This window comes from Gordonia zhenghanii (genome assembly GCF_021738965.1).
GTDB classification, from domain to species: Bacteria; Actinomycetota; Actinomycetes; order Mycobacteriales; family Mycobacteriaceae; genus Gordonia; species Gordonia zhenghanii.
Genome location: NZ_JAKKOQ010000025.1, coordinates 1 through 16,443 on the forward strand (window position 1 = coordinate 1; position 16,443 = coordinate 16,443).

Below are 16,443 nucleotides of genomic sequence, written 5' to 3' on the forward strand. Positions count from 1 at the left end.
GGACACACGTAGCGAACATGGCAATCCCCCTTCTTCGGTTCACGTGCCTCACCGATCGGCGTTGCACGTAAGCAGCAATGCGAAAGTATGTGCCGGGACACCACCCCGGCCGATCTGCCGCCACGACCCTCCCGCGGCTCGCACTCCCACCAGGGAGGAACGAGCGCTCTTCAACGGTTCGCCAGGACCGCGGCGCGCTATCAACTTGTCAAAAAACCCGTCGCTCCCGGAATCACCCGAGAACTATCTGAATGGTATAACTCACCTCCGACAAGAACTCACGTTCGAAAACGGGTGCATAGTGAGACTGCTCGTCTCCGCAGGTGCTGCTCTGTGTGTGTTCGAGTGGCTCAGTTGAATCCGGGCCCGACTGGCCCGTTCGGCCGAGGGCCGCGATTGACGTTCGCAGAGGTCCATCCGCTTTGAGCCAAGGGGGTCGGCTGCTTGGAACGTCGGATCGTCAACAGCATCCAAGCCGCGAACAGTAGTACCGAGAACAGTAGCCAGAAGAATGTCCCGATGAGTCCCCACCCCGCGGACATGTCGACGTCGTCCTGGTCTGCCGAATAGTACGACGGAAAGTCGGCGACGTGCTGTCCGATATCGGACCACACGACAATCACCCAGAACATAGAACCCGCAGTCAGTCCTACTCCGAGAGATGCTGATGTGAACGGAAGGATGTTGAAGAAGATCGCAATGCAGAGCATGAGGACCAGGGCCGCGATGACTGCAGTCACGACTGCGGGACTTCCTGGCTGCCAATCCGTGCCGCCGCCGAAGACGTCGGTTGAGACCTCGACACCGTTCACTGTGGGAGTGCCGAACCCGGTGATCGTCGTCTCGCCCGCTTCGTAGTGGCCTTTCGATTTGCTCACCAGCCACGCGCCCACCCCGAAGCCGATGATGAGGACCTGCAGCACGGCGCCCGCGCAGCCGACGACCCTGATAAGGCTCCCGGAGAACCGCTGCTGGATCAGGGACATTCCGGGCACGAGCGGCACCTGTGCGTGCTAGGGAACTGGGACAGGCCCGCCTGAGAATTGCTGCTGTGGCGGATGCTGGGGTCGACCGAACTGAGGTGGGACGGGGCCGCCGGGGTTCCGCGGAGGCCCAGGCGGAAAGGTCATCGGGTCACGGTAGCGGACGTCTCGGGCGGGCCGGATGTGTTGCCGCGAGTTCGCAGATCGGTTTGCTGTGACCAGCGAGTGAGTCCGCTCAGCCGATCGCGCGACACAGTGGATCCGAAACGGCTGCGGCGTCGACTCCGCGTAGGAGTCGACGCCGCAGCCTGGACCTGTGGACAGATTGTCCCGAGGTGTCAGTTTAGATTACCGCCTGTTTGAGTCACCGGCGTCGGTATCGATGCGCTCCTTGCGCACGTCGTCGGAGACCGTCTTGGTCTCGGTGACAGCCTCAGTACCGACGCGGACGCGCTCCACCGGCACCTGCTCCTTGTTCACCACGAGGCGCTCCTCGTGAAGCGGGACCTCGATCGACTCATCGCCGATCGTCGACTCGTCGCCGAGCCGTGCTGCTTCGTCTGCCGAGATCGGAGTCCGTTCGACGACGACTTCCTCGCGGGTGACGGGAACCTCGACCTGCTGCGTCTCGGTGACGACGTACTTGCGCAGGCGGGCCTTACCGGTGACCTCCTGCTGCTTGTCGACGTTGAGTTGCTCATCGTGGCGGATCACAGTGTCGCCGTCGGACGACTGGCGTGCCGTGGTGTCGGCCGAGTCGCGTGCAGACGCGTCGGCGGCTGTCTGTCCGAAGTCAACTGCGGGTCGGGAGTCAGCAGTCGTCCCTGTTGTACCTGTTGACGGAGTGCCCGCAGCCGCAGTGCCCGCAGCCGCAGTGCCTGCTGCCGCAGTGCCTGCAGCGGCATTGCCTGCGGTCTCGCGCTGTGGTGCCTGGCCCTGGTCCTGGGCCGCGTGCCTGCCGCTGTTGTCGGCTGCACTCGGACGAATCCCGTAGTGCGCGTACAGTTCATCCTCCTGCTTCGCACTGATGCCGTCATCGGCGTCGAGGTGCGGCGCGTCCTTCACTGTGGCCTTCGTCGGCGCGACCACGAGGTCGTCGCCGGAGACCGCGGCCCCCGCGAGCGGCACCAGTGAACTGCTGAGCCCGAAGAGTCCGGTGTTCACGGCCGCCCACTTCGGTGCGCCGATCAGCTTTTCGAGGTCGGTCTGGGTGATGCTCATAGTCGATCTCCCTTCATCGTGTCCTCGAGGTCCCCCCTCAAGGATTGGCGTGCGATTCTCGCGATCTACGCGATGCATCGATGCGCCTTCCTCCACCCGAACACAGTGGGGAGAAATGCACAGCGTCCATCAGTCCGCCAAAGCATTGATCTGAAGTGGACTTGAGATTAAGGCACAGGCCAGAGGTCGATTCGCAGGTAGGGCCGATGCTCGTTGTGTCGGAGACGACCAGCATCCACTTATCAATTCCTCAGGGTGTGACGAGATGTGATTAGGATTCGGTGTCTTGAGGAGCACGTTCGTACGCTTGCTCATCGCCTCCATCCCCTTCGCTGCGAGTTACCGGTGATCGGTGTCGACGGACTCTCGCTCCTGCGGCCTGCCGATGCCGTTGCGCGTGGCTGTCAGCAAGCGCATTCCGTGGTAGACGAGCAATGCGGCGATGGATCCGAGTGAGATCCCGGTGAAGACCAGATCGCCTGCCTTCCAGGTGAAGTCCGCGATGCCGATGATCAGCGGGATCGCTGCGGTCATCTGGTTGACGGGCTTGGCGAAGTCCACATGGTTGGTGAGCCAGATACGGACGCCGACGATGCCGACGAGTCCGTAAAGAACGACCGTCGCGCCGCCGAGCACGCCCGGCGGAATCGCTGAGATGACCGCGCCGATCTTCGGGCACAACGACAGCGCGATGGCGACGATCGCGGCAACCCAGTATGCGGCGGTGGAGTAGATGCGGGTCGCCGCCATGACGCCGATGTTCTCGGCATACGTGGTCGTCGCCGTGCCGCCGCCAGCACCGGCGAACATCGTCGCGAGACCGTCGCCCATCAAGGCGCGGCCGGTGACCGGATCGAGGTCCCGCCCGGTCATCTGCGAGACCGACTTAACGTGTCCGATGTTCTCGGCGACCAGAGCGATCACTGCAGGCAGGAACAGTGGCAGTACAGCCAGGTTGAACGAGGGCGTGTGGAAGTCGGGGAACCCGATCCAGGCGGCCGACGCGATGACCGAGGTGTCGACGTCGCCCATCGCCAACGCCACGAGGTAGCCGACGACCACCGCGAGGAAGATCGCCAATCGCCCGATCAACCCGCGGAAGAACGCGAGGACAGCCACCATCAGGACCAGAGTCACTAGTCCTGCGATCGGTCCCTTCTCGAAGTTGTCCTTCGCTGAGGGCGCGAGATTGAACCCGATCAGCGCGACGATCGCGCCGGTGACGACAGGCGGAAGCACCACGTCGATCCAGTGCGTCCCGACCAGGTGCACGAGGGCGCCGATCGCGATCAGCACGGCGCCGAGGACCATGAACCCGCCCAGCGCGCTGCCGGTGCCGTGCGCGCCGACCGCTGCGGTGACCGGGGCGATCACGGCGAAACTCGAACCGAGATAGCTGGGGAGCCGATTACCGGTGACGATCAGGAACGCGATCGTTCCGATGCCGGAGAACAGCAGAGTCGTCGACGGCGGGAACCCGGTGAGGACCGGGACGAGGAAAGTCGCACCGAACATCGCAACCACATGCTGTGCGCCGATGCCGATGGTCCGCGGCCACGACAGACGTTCATCAGGTGCGACGACGGTCGCGTCAGCGGGCACCGGTTTCCACGAGAGCATGTGACGGAGATTAGCGGATCGACGAGGCTCGAGAATCCGCGTGCAGTGCCGCAAAGCCAGCGTGATGGGGTTCAGGGGTCGGCCGGACCGCAAGACGTCGGCGTAATGCGGGGCCCCAGGCCTAGAAATACGAGAAGAAGTCAGTCCAAAAACGCTGGGACCTGGTTGTTCAATGGAGCCGATGACGGGAATCGAACCCGCACTCTCAGCTTGGGAAGAGTGCAGACCGTACCGGTGAACACGCAGGTAGAACCCACCTGCATGGCTCTAGCTGCGACGACGAGAGTAGCACGGAACGCGCCGGAGTCACGGCAGACATGGTTTGCGCCCACGTAGTGTCCACGCGTGCCACGTTTTTCAGGGGAGGCAAGGGCGGACACTCGGGTCGAATGCGGCCACCAAGACGACGGAGTGCGGCAAACAGCGATGAGAGGACCCGGACGACTGGCGGCACTAGGCGGCAGGGCTACCACCTAGAACGGAGAAGTATGGTGGCAGCGCGTGCGGCACGAGGTAACGCCCCTTCCGGACTGCGTTGGCCGAGTAGTCCAAGTTGACGAAATTTTCGCGGACCGGCGTGTGATCATTGTTCAGTGGCTGAAGGACCGATTGGACACGACCGGCTGTGCGAGATTGCGGACGACCTCATCGAGCGATGGCACAGTTATCTTGACCGGGAACCCGTTTCAAAGTCTATCGACTTGGTGCGCGTCGGCTGCCTGTACGGACTCGCGATGAACAATACGAAATTGCTCGATTTCATCGCGCAGTCTCACCGTGAAGGAGTAAGTCCACTTATCCTGATGCCCCTTGTAAGAACGGCCTATGAAACTGGAATTACCGCCCAGTGGATAGCTCAGGTGCAGGACGCACCCAACGCGTGGATTAATGAGAGTCGACGACAGAGCGCAGGGCTCGTTCGATCCCTGCGAGGGTCGAATAACGACACATTCCGGTCTGCGGCTGATCAAGTTGAGAGGGCGCGTGTCGCGTACGCCGATCTCCCTGGCCCCGCGTCTGCACGAACGGTTGCCACGAGCTTCAGGCAGATCTGTGACGAGATAGGCGTTGGTGCAGATGGGTCATACCAGTACTACAAGCTTCTTTGTGCTTTCACTCATCCATCGGTTGACGTCGCGGATGAGTACGTCGCCCAAGACCAGACCAACCCAACCACTAGCCTCGTGGCGCTGCGGGAGCCGAAGTTCGATGCCACCGATGCATGGCTGTTCTTGGCAGTCGCCGCAACTGTCTGGGCACAAATGTCCTTCCAATACCGCGCTAAGGACAATATCCTAAGGAACTTCCTGAGGAGTGTCTCCCGCGAGCTTGGAATTGTGCTCGACCTCAAGCCAACGGAGAAATCCTGGTTGCGCCAGAACCGTTCCAGAGATTGAGACTCTTACGTCGGGGTCCTCGTCGCCTTACCTTAAACGGAGGGTGGATAGTCGTCGTCGTCCAGCTCCCAGGTGTATCTCACCTGGGGAGGTTTCGGTTGATCGAACTTTTCGACGTCTTCGGGATCGACTGAGAATTCGGCGGTGCCCCATGGGAGCGTTGTCATCAGCCAAGTGCCAGTATTGGCCCATACCTTGCGAAGGTGCTCCCAGCCGTCTACGTCGTCGCCGTCTCGGGGCAATCTGTCGAGAACTCTCTGCGCGTTGCCGAAGCCACGCATGGCCGCTTGGCCCGTGTGACTAAAGTTGATAAGCATGAACTGCGGGGTGGCTGAGTGGACCAAGGCCTGCAGTTCAGCTCGAAGCCCCGGTTCTGAACGCAGCCCGGTCGTGGTAAAGAACTGTCGGAACCTCGGATCTTCCATCCGCTCAGCGATCGCGATGAGATTGACGACGGCCTTCATGCCTGCGTGGCGACGCTGATATTCTGCCTGCAATCTCCGATTCCGCTCGGCGTCTCGACGGGCCACCTCAGCGATCTCCGAAGCTTGTTTCGCTTGCCACCACGCGAACACGAGTCCAGCAAGTGTCACGGTTGCGGCTCCCGCAGTGATGAGCGGACCAACTCGGTCTGCTGACCATCTTTGGATGAATGCGCAAACGACAACTGCGAGGTACGTGCCGATCGTGATGGATGCGGCGATGATTGTGAGTCGAGTACCGACTTGGGTTGATTTCACATTCGGGAACTCTATGCGCCGGCGCGTCATCCCATCCCGCATTCCGTGACGTTCTGGTGCCCTCGCGTCGGTTGGACGTCGCTAGTGAGCGCGATTATGTTGAGGCGAACGCGAGGCTTTCGACGATGGCCTGGTGGTGACCGGCGGACGTCGACGAGGCCGATTCTGTACGCGCTCGGCAGGGAGCGAGAAGCGCCAGGTTGGCGACGATGAACGCTGTAGCCGAAGTGCAACCGCGAGCAGGGTGGGACTACAACCGACTGCCTGTTCGATGATGGACTGCTTTTAATAAGGTGGTCAAACTCCCAAGTTTTCACCGGGAATTCCTTCCCTATTTGTTGGAATTCACCAACTACTTTAGTCGTTTTTCGATGGATTCCAGAGCTTTTGTTGACCTCTTATGTAAACCGAGATGGTCATCCGAATGCGTGGTAATTACCTCGCCTCGTAGGACGTTAATGTCCAATATGAAAGTGTCCTCATAGCTGTTAGTTTTCGATATGGCCTCTAGGGGCGAGTCGCGATATGCAATCTTGGCGATCACGCGATCAGGTATCGGTTCGTCGTTGACGTATTGCCCGTCCTCATCGGTTTGGTCCTTATTCGCGATATTCCAGAGGTTCCGAAGTTCCATTCCGGGAATTAGGTTGGGAATTGGTGAACTGTATCGCCTGAGGAGTAACGGGACGAAACTGGCGTTGCCTGACCGGGTACCAGAATCTTCGATAGGTGGGGTGAATGTGATTTCGACTGAGTACGCAACAGAAGCCCCGAAGTTCTTCACCACTATGTCCGCGCCCAGGCCAGTTGGGTGCGGGTCACGCTCAAGGTACGCAGCGACCATCGGCCGACTGCGGTCAATGCTGTCCTGCTTCGTTTGGCGAAGGGTGCGAACGCCAAAGACTGTTGCAACGGCTACAGATAGAGCTGTAACTACTGCTCCGAAAAGTGTGCTAGACGCGGTCAGCCAGTCCGCAACAGTTGCTGAATCGGCCAATGTACCCGCCTGCTTTCGTTAGTGGAAGTTTAGGGTAGCTCCGACTCAGGCAGCCGGGGGAGTCATGCCTTCCGATTCATCCCTTTGGCCTACTCGTCGCCAGGCGGCCGCTCTCGCACGATGGCTAGGACAGCCGCAACCGGGTCGCGCTGCGCGCTGTCGAGGAATCCACCGGAGCGATTGAAGGGTGACTCGGGCGCGCCGTGCTTCCTTCGAAGGTCCACCGCGTGACCGTGACCCAACTACGGGCACGGTGCGCCAGACCAGTGCTTTCGCCGGGGCGCGACTATCGCCGACGACCTGACCCCGTCGTGCACACGGTTGAATGTACCGACCCCCTGTTACCGGGGGTCGGAAAGAGAGCGGGCGGAGGTCCGCCCTCTAAGAGGTGGCCCGACTCAAAAATTGTCACCGAGTGCGGCGATTGCGCGTGGACGGGTCGGTCGTGACCGACTGACCTAGCAATGAGACTGAGGCATTGACATCGCAGGCATGCCATTCGGGAGTCGGCGATCTGTGGCCGCTGGTGTCGTGTCGTATTGGCGTCTACTCGACTCATGGCCGGGCTTTGCTCGCGCGCGCGACGTAACGTACCCGACTACGAAACCACGGTATGTCTGGTCAGGGTTGGTCTATGGGTGGTGGACCCCCGGTAACCGGGGGTAGGTCACCCCTACTACCGGGGGTTGGTCACCCCTACTACCGGGGGTTGGTCGTGAACCCCACCTACCCCCGGCTACCGGGGGTAGGTGGGAGTTATCCACAGGCGCTATCGACCGCCCAGATTCTGTTCTAGGTCGACAGGCGCGCCCGGCGGCGCGCGTGTCCGTCGTCGTCGAGCGGTGCTCGTGTCGGGGCGCTGCCGTCGTCGTGCTGCTACCCGTCGTGCTGTTGCCCTCGTTAATGCCGCTGTCACCGCGTCGAGGTGGCGGCCTGACGTCGAGCGGGCGGCCGCGTGCGAGTCGCTGCCGTGCTTCGAGCTGGTGTGCCCGTTGCCTGGCGTCGAACCGGTGTCGTGCTTGGCACGCCCGAGCTGCCCCGGCGCGTCTAGCAGCGACCGTTGCGGCCATAGGGGTCGTGTAACACACGACCTACGCTGCGCGACACATCAGGCGATCGGGGCGCAACAGTGCTGCACGAGCTACCGGGAGGAATACCCCAAATGATTGTTGATCCACTGGGCCAGGTTGCTGAGTTCTTGAACTCGATCGGCCTACGAGCGTTCTTGGATACGATTCGGCCGTTCATCTTCCCGTAGATCTTTCGACGACAGCGACGCCCCGCCCATCTCTCATCAGGTGGCGGGGCGTCGTTCTTGATCTAGGGCGTAGGGCCGCGAGTCTGGCTCGAGAAGATAGCGTCCAGTGGATCACAGGACGGACGAGGCCCCGGAGGCCTGTAATCGGGCCGCCGGGGCGTCGCTCTAGTGGTTATCGCTTCACGGGTCTCGCTTTGGCGACATACGTACGCGCTGCGTCTGCGCGCGCGATGCGCCGTGAGAGTTTGACAGCGGCCAGCGTCGCCAAGTACTCGGCGACGATGACCGATTCGCATTCGGCACAGACGACGCCGGGGCCATCGAGGACGACCGAGCGGCCGCTATCCAACGGCCCATTCGGTGCTGTCAGTTGGACGACGGGCCGACGAGTTGGTAAGTCGAGCGCGCCGCATTCAGGTACGCGACATCGGGCGGCCTGTCGCTCGGTCTCGCGCTTGGCGGCCGACTCGGCAGCCGCTACCTTGCGCTCGGCGACTTTCAGGCGTTGGATGTGCTGAGCGTCGTCGAAGTCTTCGTCTGTGAGTCCCTCGGCAATTACGGCGTCATAAGCGGGCCGTAGGTCTGTGAATACCGTTCGTCCCTCGTGTGTTGCCGCGTAGGCGGCCTGTGACGCCTGGTGTGCGCGTTCGGCGCGACGTCGGTGGGCGTCGTTTGCGAGTTGGACCAACTCTCGGTCAGACATAAGTGGGGCGGCGTCGTACTCGGTCCGTAACCGCGCGGGGACCGTGCGGTCGAGCGGGGGTGCAGGCACCGCCCGGAGTAGAGATTCCCGACCGGGGCCGCCGGTGAGTTCCCACCCCACCGGCTGTCCGCTCGGCGTCTTGTTGATGAACCGTTCGCCGCCCTCTGCCGTCTGGGTCTGGTTGTACTTCACTGTGCATCTCCCTCTGTGATGGTGTTGAGTGCGTATTCCATGCGCCGCAGGTGGTCGGCGAGGTGGTAATCGTCGGCATCGTATGTGGTGTTGGCACCATCGGCGACGACAACGACGTTCGCCCGTTCGGGATCACGTGGGTACTTTTCGTCGTGTGCCAGTGACACCCAATTCTGGAGCGAGACCAGGCTTACGCCGGGGGCAGCATCGTATGCGGGTCGCAGCTTTTCGGGTACCTCGGCGGCATAATTGTTGTGCTTCATAAGTTGATTGTCTTTCCTCTGTGATGGTGACCTGGTGCGGATTTACACCAGGTGGCCCGAATCAGTTCGTCGATTTCCGGTTCGTCTTAGGTGATGCGTTGACGGGAGGCCGCCGGGGTCTGTATGGCCGTCTGGTGGACTTCCACGGGTATTCCGATACGTGAACTAACTCGGTCGCGTCATGCTTGGTGATTCGTGCCCCACGACGAACGATCACTACGTTTGCGTAAGAGCGGGATACGACGCCAGTTCCATACTTTCGAGCACCTTTAATTCGTACTCGGTCGCCCGGAATGAACGTGTCTAGGTTCATCCAACGCGGGCGATTTCCGTTGTGTTTCATGTGTTTCCTCCTTATCTATATTCGCTCGACGGATCGGGCAGCGCTAGGGAATAGGTGGCAGCGTTTCCCCGTTTAACATTGGATTTCGAGGTTCGTACTATCCATCCCTCGGCGCGTGCGATTCGCAGATGGTTGCCGATGTAATCGGGTTTTGAGTACCCGATAGCTTGTGCCAGGTTGACATTTCCGGGGTAGGCATTCGATCCGGTCTCAAAGTCGGCATACGTTGCCAAGGTGCGTACTACTGTGCGCGTTTCCTTGGATAACGGAGAGTGATCTAGTCGGCGGTGCCATTCACCCGTCGATATGCCAAACTCCGTTATCGGTATGCCGGGGTCGTCCCGGCTGTCGTGTCCCGGTGGTTGTGCCACCACACCCGGCTATACGGGCTCGACGAGAGCCAGTACATCGTCGCGGCGGATACGGACGACACGCGTGCCGGGTACGCGGACGGCGGGTAGTGTCCGCGTCTGGTGTATGCACTTGCTGATGAACGCCCGCGATACACCGATAAGCGAGGCAGCCTCGGGAATCGTGACGTAAGTCGACGTCGGTTCGGTCATGGTTGGTCGGGCCCCTTATCGGGTAACGCCCACGGTGCCCCAGGACGGTCAGTCGGGGGCGAGGTTGTACACGCGCGGATCGATCGGTTTACGCCCCGCGCGGGGGCGTACCGAATCCGTGGACTAGTGCGACGAACGTCAGGCACCGGAGTAGGGATAGCAGTCCCTGCTACGCCGATACTTTCTGTCGCGCATTGCTATTCGACCGTGGCGATAGTCCGCGCGTCAGTCGCGCGGCGGCCCGGTCGGCGTACGCGGCGTCGTCCGTGGATCGAGGTACCGGGGCGGCGGATCATCGCCGCCAGGGCGCTTGTCGCCGAACCGGCGATAGAACGGGGCGTCGTGGCTGCTATCGGCGGCGGCGTCGAAGAGCAGTCCGTGGCCGATGAACGTGAGCATTGCGAGTGCTAGTGAGGCGTCGGTCCGTAGCGTCTCAGTGCGGGCGGTGCGGGCGAAGTGGTGCAACATCGAGACGTTGCGACGACTGGCGGCGCGCGCGATGTCGTGCCGGACGATCATGTCGGCGACGTCGCGGCCCCACTGAGCGTAGGTGGGCGAGAGGTCGGCGAGCGGTCGTAGTGCGGAGGCCGCGAGTTCTAGAACGGCGCGTCCGGCGGCGTGTGGCTCGCGTAACGCACCAACGACGCCTGGGGCGGTAGTTGCTCCTGGCGTCGTTGGTGTCGTTGAGGTCATGGCGATCACGCTATCACCGTATGCATATTTTTCCAAGGTTTAGCATAAAATGCACAACGTAGCGCATGGAGCTATGGCGACTGGGCACCAGCGAGACGCACTCACGCCCAGGTCAAGCGGTGCCGTCCGGCTCGTCACGCCACTACCAAGCGGCGTGTGCGGCAGTGAATAGCGAGTCGGTATCGAGTGCGACGTAGCGGCGCGTCGTCTCGGGTGAGGCGTGTCCTAATGTCTGCTGCAACGCGAACAGATCGCGCGATGAGGCGTAGACGCGCGTGGCGAACCGGTGCCGAAGCTGGTGCATCGTCACGTCGGCGGGCAGTAGTCGCGCGGTGCGCTTGCCGACGTACGCCGGTGTCAGGTGTCCGGTGCTCGACGCGGTCGAGGGGAACACGTACCCGTCTGCGCGACGAACGTCGCGCGCGAGGTCTGGCGGACACGGGACCATGCGTCGGCGCCCACCCTTACCGGTCACGGTGAGCATGTACCGACCGCCAGGGACGTCGAGCACGTCGCGTGAGTGCATCGCGGCGACCTCGGCGCGACGTAGTCCGCATTCGGCGGCCAGGCGCACCATGAGACGGTCGCGGGCGTCGGCGATGCGGAGCGCGAACCGGTAGTCATCCTCGGCGGCAGGACGCGGCGACGTCGGTGCGACCGGGGGCGGGGGTAGATGAGTGGCCGGATTATCGGCCCGGCGGCCCGTCGTGACAGTCCACGCGAAGAATCCGCGCAACGTTGTGCGATGACTGCGGCGGGTCTCGGTGCGCCAGTCGCCAGCGGCGAACCAATCGGTCACGTCAATCTCGGTGACCTCGGCGGGCCCGGTCGGATGCATTGCGCGAGCGAACGCCGACAGCTGGTAACGGCGGGTCTCGCGCGTCGTTTTGGGTCGACCCTGTGCGCGGGCGAACGTGTCCCACTCGTCGATCCAGTGCGCCCATTGTGTCGGCACGGCTTTGGGGTCCGGGCCCGTGCGCGAGCGGTCGGGATACGTCATTGCGCGGGCAGTCATCGCGGCGGGGTCCGGCGCGTTCAGGGGAATATCGGCGGCCGGATTGACCCGCGCGCCAGTCATTGCGACGTACCACGCAAAGAACACGCGGAGAGACTTGACGTTGTTGCGGTACGTCGCAGGCGTCCACGTCCGGCTATCCAGGTATCGCGCGAGACTGGCGGCCGTGACGTCGCCAGGGTCGACGGCGAGCGCGTCGGCGGCGCGACGAACATGTGAGGCGTGATAGCCGATGGTGTGATCAGAAAGTCGTTGCGCCCGTAGGTGTTCGGTGAATCGATTCACGGTGCGATGCCAGGCGGTCGAGGTCATGGGAGATCCGTTCGGTTCGAGGGGGTAGTGGCACGGCGGCACGGGCACGACGGCGGACAGTGCAGATGATCGACCGAATACCACTCGACGGCAGCATCGGCGGCGGCGTCGTGGTAATCGTCGGCGCTCGCGTAGACGGGTAGATCGACGCTCACTGTGCGGTAATAGGTCTGTAAGCGGTCAGGCACCCCGGAATACGCCGGGGCCGGTGGGCGGCGCGCCGCGTCGTCGGCGGTCCACTCGCCGCCCGTGTGGTTGTCGACGGAACTCACGCGGTCACCGCTTCCACGTGTGACCCTGCATCGCCGCCGGTGCCCTGGCGGAACGAGTCGGCCAAGCTCTCTAGCGCGTCGGCACCGGCACCGGAACGGATGAGTTGCGCGGCCAGCGTCAACGCCGACGCCATACCCCCGGCACTCTCGTCGGCCCCGTCTGCCTGCGGCGGCGGGGCTGGCTCTGTTGCGGCCGGGGCGGCCAGGTCCGACAGTCGTGCGGCCAAGTCGGCGTCGCGGTCGGCGGTGTGGTGCTGGTAGATCATCGCGGCCGAGGCCGTCGAATGTCCCAATCGGTGCTGTATCTCTCGGATGGATGCCCCCGTGCGGGCGGCCAGCGTCGCGCCGGTGTGCCGCAAATCGTGCCACCGGAGGTCACTACGCCCAGCGGCCTCGCGAGCCCGCGAGAAGTGCCGATGACGGTGCGATTCATACACCGGGCCCCCGGCCGGGGTAGTGAACACCAACGCCGACGCCCCGCGCCCGGGGTAGGCGTCCAAGTGTGCGGCCAAGATCTCAACCACGTGCGGCGGCAGGTGGATCGTGCGCACCGACGACGTGGTTTTCGGCGGGCCGTACGTCGCCGGGCCCGACCCACCGATAAGTGCCCGGTCGACGCGTACTGTGCCGGTCCTGGCGTTGCGGTCCAGGCTCACCCTGGACCGGTCCAACGCGAACAGTTCCCCGGCGCGTAGACCCGACCACGCGGCCACGTGCACGGCAGCGGCCAGGCGGTCGGGCATGGCGGCCGCTATCGCGTCGATCTGCGCGGGCGTGGCCGGTACCCGTTCGGCGGCGCGCGTGGTCCCGGCCTTACGGATACGACACGGATTCTCCCGGATGAGCCCCTCGTCGAGTGCAGCGGCGAGGATTGCGCGCAACACCCGGTATGCCTGCGCCGCTTGTGTTTTGCCGGTGTCGCCGATCGCCTCCCGGTGAGGTACCGGAGCCCCAGCGGCCTCCCACTCGGTTACCACGGCAGCAGGCAGACGGCCGGTCGACGGGACCGCTCTACCCATGTCGCGGGCCCACATGCGTGCCGGATGCACGCGCGGGGCCCGCTTGCACCGTGCCCCGGCCGTGGTGGCAGCGGTGTGTGTGACGGCCGCGTACCAGTCGCGGACGGTGGCTACGTCGACCGACGCCAGGTGCTCGCCGCCCAGGCGCACTGTGCCCAGCCCGGGAGCGGTCACCGGAGCGGCGATGTAGCGGGCCAGGTGTCGCCGGTACAAGGCGACGGTGCGCGGTGCGAGGTCGACGCCCGCGCGGGCGGACAGATACCGGTCGGCGTACTCGGCGACGGTGATCGCACCGGCGTCGGGGTCGCGGTAGTCACCGCGCAACACGTCCGCGTGTGTCTGCGTGAGCCAATTGTTCGCGGCTTTCCGCGTGTCGAACGTCAGTGGTGCGGTGCGTCGGCGGTATTCACCGGGCACGGTGTAGCGGGCGCGGAACCGGCCAGAGGGCAGCGGTTCGACGGTCCCGAATGAACGTTGAGAGGTCATGTGATGGTCGTCCTTGGCGGATAGCAAGTGTCCACGTAGCGCCCACGGCGGTACATGTTGTCCCTACTTCTGCTATCCGCCAGAGGGGGTAAAACCCCCTCTGACCAGGGAGAGCCGATGACGGGAATCGAACCCGCACTCTCAGCTTGGGAAGCTGATGTTCTACCACTAAACTACATCGGCATTGCGCACCCGAAACGGTGCGAAGTCACCATAGCAAACGGGCAGCACGAGGCCTGTCTGCGGTGCGGTCAGATCGTCGCCCCGCACCGCGGTGAGCCCTGCCACCGGGCGTCGTGAATGACGAAAACTGCGCCTATCTGCAGTAACCTCGTCTACGTGCTGCTATCTGACCGCGACATCCGCGCCGAGATCGCCGGGGGACGGCTCGGAATCGACCCGTTCGATTCGACACTCGTCCAGCCGTCGAGCGTCGACGTGCGTCTTGACGGACTCTTTCGCGTCTTCAACAACACCAAGTACACGCACATCGATCCGGCCAAGCGGCAGGACGAGTTGACGAGCCTCGTCGAACCTCCGGACGGCGAACCGTTCGTCCTGCACCCGGGGGAGTTCGTGCTCGGGTCGACGCTCGAGGTGTGCACGCTTCCCGACGACCTCGCTGGTCGGCTCGAAGGAAAGTCGTCCCTCGGTCGACTCGGTCTACTGACCCACTCGACTGCCGGGTTCATCGATCCCGGCTTCTCCGGCCACATCACGCTCGAACTGTCGAACGTGGCGAACCTGCCGATAACACTGTGGCCGGGAATGAAGATCGGCCAACTCTGCCTGTTCCGTCTATCGAGCCCCGCTGAGTCGCCGTACGGCAGCGCGACCGTCGGATCGAAATACCAAGGGCAGCGCGGTCCGACACCGTCCAAAGCGTATTTGAACTTCCAGAGCTGACCTATGACAGATCAGTACGACGCCGAACTGTGGCTCTCCGGATTCACCATTCCGGAGGCCCCGACAGGCGCCGTACTCGCCCTGACCTTCGGAGCGTCGGGGATCTGGACGGGCCGCGTCGACGGTCGCCGACGGATCGTCGCATCCCTGTCGGAGCCCCGGATCGTCCCGAGTGTCCTCGACATGCGGATCGCGGCGGAACTGACCGAGAACGGGAGTGTCCCGGAAGCTTCAGAACCGGCGGTGTTCGACGAACTGACCGAACTGGTCAGGCGGGCCCGCGACTCGATCGACGACCGCGACAGCACCTTCGTCATGGGTACGGGGACACTACGATTCATCTCGGTGAGCCGCGCCGACATCGTCGAGGCGACCGTTCCCGAAGTGAACCGGATCCACGGCATGATCGTCGAACTCGCAGGCACGCAGCCGGTCGACGCGATCCTCCTCGGTCCGGGGACCGATCAGTGGCCGGGCCTGTGGGAATCGCTCACTGAACGAGGCTTCACTGCCCTGCTCCCGGGCGACCGGTTCCCCGACACGTTCGGCGGCGACGACGATCCGACCAACACTCTTGCCCGGATCGACGAGGCACCCGTGGCTCTGGCGTGGGGCGCCCAGCCGTCCGACAGCGGACCTGCCTCGTTCAGCGCCTCCGGCATCGACCCTGCCGACTACCGACTCGACGAACACGGGAACGTGCGGTTCGACTCGTCGCGCCGCGACCAGTTTGGGGACACCCAGTACGGGGACCCTGGATACGGGGACACAGAGTACGGCGACGACGATCCGAATGAAGCGCGCCGCGCTGCCGAGAGCAAACGCCGCTGGCGGATCACCGCAGTGGCAGCGATCCTCGTGCTCGTCGGGCTCGGCGGGGTCGGCACAGCGGTTGCCACGAACATTCACGAGCACAACGGTCCGAGCATCGACGAACTCGGGGACCTGTCCGCGACCGACACAACCGCCGAGACCGAATCGAGTGCGCCCGCGCACATTCCGAACTCGGCCGACCGGAAAGAGGTCGCTGCCGCGCGCGCGAAGATGCTCAAGTACTCGACCCCGCCGCCCCCGCCGAAGACGACGGCGACGACGACGCAGAAGCAGCGACCGCAACGGGACCAGCAACAGCAGACTCAGGAGCGTCCGCGCCCCGGCCCGTCGCCGCAGCCGAAACCACGGAAACGAACGATCCCCAATCCGATACCGGGGCTGCCGCCGATCGTCGTCGGGTAAGGGCTGGAGGGGTCTCGACTCCGCTCGACCAGCGGAAAGCGGGGGTCTCGACTCCGCTCGACCGGCGGAAAGCGGGGGTCTCGACTCCGCTCGACCGCGTGGGTTCAGGTGGTGGTTGCAACGCTGGTTGTGTTAGTTGCTGTTGGTTGTTGATAGTAGTTCGTTGAATTTTTCTGCTGGGGTGGCGAATTCGTGGACTTGACGGGGGCGGCGGTTGAGTCGGT

General features: G+C 63.4%; 15 protein-coding genes and 1 tRNA gene. 3 read left to right on the forward strand and 13 right to left on the reverse strand.

Annotated elements, in window-relative coordinates; all coding sequences use genetic code 11:
* Positions 1–350: 350 nt before the first annotated feature.
* The 3 genes from L5G32_RS18890 to L5G32_RS18900 form a co-directional block, all read right to left on the reverse strand.
* Complete coding sequence (locus L5G32_RS18890) at positions 351–995, reverse strand: hypothetical protein (RefSeq protein ID WP_237012625.1); 645 nt, start codon at positions 993–995, stop codon at positions 351–353.
* A gap of 336 nt (positions 996–1,331) precedes the next feature.
* A complete protein-coding gene (locus tag L5G32_RS18895) occupies positions 1,332–2,204 on the reverse strand; it encodes a YsnF/AvaK domain-containing protein (RefSeq protein ID WP_237012626.1) in 873 nt (290 codons plus the stop codon).
* Positions 2,205–2,543: 339 nt separating this feature from the next.
* Positions 2,544–3,824 (reverse strand): uracil-xanthine permease family protein, encoded by a 1,281-nt coding sequence (locus L5G32_RS18900; protein ID WP_237012627.1) that lies wholly within the window; start codon positions 3,822–3,824, stop codon positions 2,544–2,546.
* A 593-nt stretch (positions 3,825–4,417) separates the two neighbouring features.
* Between L5G32_RS18900 and L5G32_RS18905 the strand changes: the two genes are divergently transcribed.
* On the forward strand, positions 4,418–5,221 hold the full coding sequence (locus L5G32_RS18905; protein WP_237012628.1) for a DUF5677 domain-containing protein: 804 nt from the start codon (positions 4,418–4,420) through the stop codon (positions 5,219–5,221).
* A gap of 32 nt (positions 5,222–5,253) precedes the next feature.
* Here L5G32_RS18905 and L5G32_RS18910 read toward each other — a convergent pair whose 3' ends face one another.
* The 10 genes from L5G32_RS18910 to L5G32_RS18945 all read right to left on the reverse strand — a co-directional run bounded on the left by L5G32_RS18910 (position 5,254) and on the right by L5G32_RS18945 (position 14,260).
* Complete coding sequence (locus L5G32_RS18910; RefSeq protein WP_237012629.1) at positions 5,254–5,961, reverse strand: hypothetical protein; 708 nt, start codon at positions 5,959–5,961, stop codon at positions 5,254–5,256.
* Positions 5,962–6,313: 352 nt separating this feature from the next.
* Positions 6,314–6,958 carry a DUF8453 domain-containing protein gene (locus tag L5G32_RS19540; protein WP_504928348.1) on the reverse strand — a complete coding sequence of 215 codons (645 nt, stop codon included), beginning with the start codon at positions 6,956–6,958 and terminating at the stop codon, positions 6,314–6,316.
* Positions 6,959–8,388: 1,430 nt separating this feature from the next.
* On the reverse strand, positions 8,389–9,111 hold the full coding sequence (locus L5G32_RS18915; protein ID WP_237012630.1) for a hypothetical protein: 723 nt from the start codon (positions 9,109–9,111) through the stop codon (positions 8,389–8,391).
* Positions 9,108–9,374: a hypothetical protein gene (locus tag L5G32_RS18920; RefSeq protein WP_237012631.1), complete on the reverse strand. Its 267-nt coding sequence runs from the start codon at positions 9,372–9,374 to the stop codon at positions 9,108–9,110. The genes L5G32_RS18915 and L5G32_RS18920 overlap by 4 nt, the downstream gene beginning before the upstream one ends.
* Positions 9,375–10,097: 723 nt before the next feature.
* Positions 10,098–10,280, reverse strand: coding sequence for a helix-turn-helix transcriptional regulator (locus tag L5G32_RS19525; protein WP_372491729.1), 183 nt, complete (start codon positions 10,278–10,280; stop codon positions 10,098–10,100).
* A gap of 225 nt (positions 10,281–10,505) precedes the next feature.
* Positions 10,506–10,973, reverse strand: a complete 468-nt coding sequence (locus L5G32_RS18925) for a hypothetical protein (protein ID WP_237012633.1) — start codon at positions 10,971–10,973, stop codon at positions 10,506–10,508.
* 142 nt (positions 10,974–11,115) lie between these two features.
* Positions 11,116–12,300: a site-specific integrase gene (locus L5G32_RS18930; protein WP_237012634.1), complete on the reverse strand. Its 1,185-nt coding sequence runs from the start codon at positions 12,298–12,300 to the stop codon at positions 11,116–11,118.
* A complete protein-coding gene (locus tag L5G32_RS18935) occupies positions 12,297–12,572 on the reverse strand; it encodes a hypothetical protein (RefSeq protein ID WP_237012635.1) in 276 nt (91 codons plus the stop codon). Before L5G32_RS18935 ends, L5G32_RS18930 begins: the two co-directional genes overlap by 4 nt.
* On the reverse strand, positions 12,569–14,077 hold the full coding sequence (locus L5G32_RS18940) for a tyrosine-type recombinase/integrase (RefSeq protein ID WP_237012636.1): 1,509 nt from the start codon (positions 14,075–14,077) through the stop codon (positions 12,569–12,571). Before L5G32_RS18940 ends, L5G32_RS18935 begins: the two co-directional genes overlap by 4 nt.
* 112 nt (positions 14,078–14,189) lie before the next feature.
* Positions 14,190–14,260 (reverse strand) — tRNA-Gly (locus L5G32_RS18945).
* A 156-nt stretch (positions 14,261–14,416) separates the two neighbouring features.
* Between L5G32_RS18945 and dcd the strand changes: the two genes are divergently transcribed.
* On the forward strand, positions 14,417–14,983 hold the full coding sequence (gene dcd, locus L5G32_RS18950; protein WP_237012637.1) for a dCTP deaminase: 567 nt from the start codon (positions 14,417–14,419) through the stop codon (positions 14,981–14,983).
* Between the two features lie 3 nt (positions 14,984–14,986).
* Entirely contained in the window at positions 14,987–16,219 is a 1,233-nt protein-coding gene (locus L5G32_RS18955; protein WP_237012638.1) for a hypothetical protein, read from the forward strand.
* The last annotated feature ends 224 nt before the right edge of the window (positions 16,220–16,443 follow it).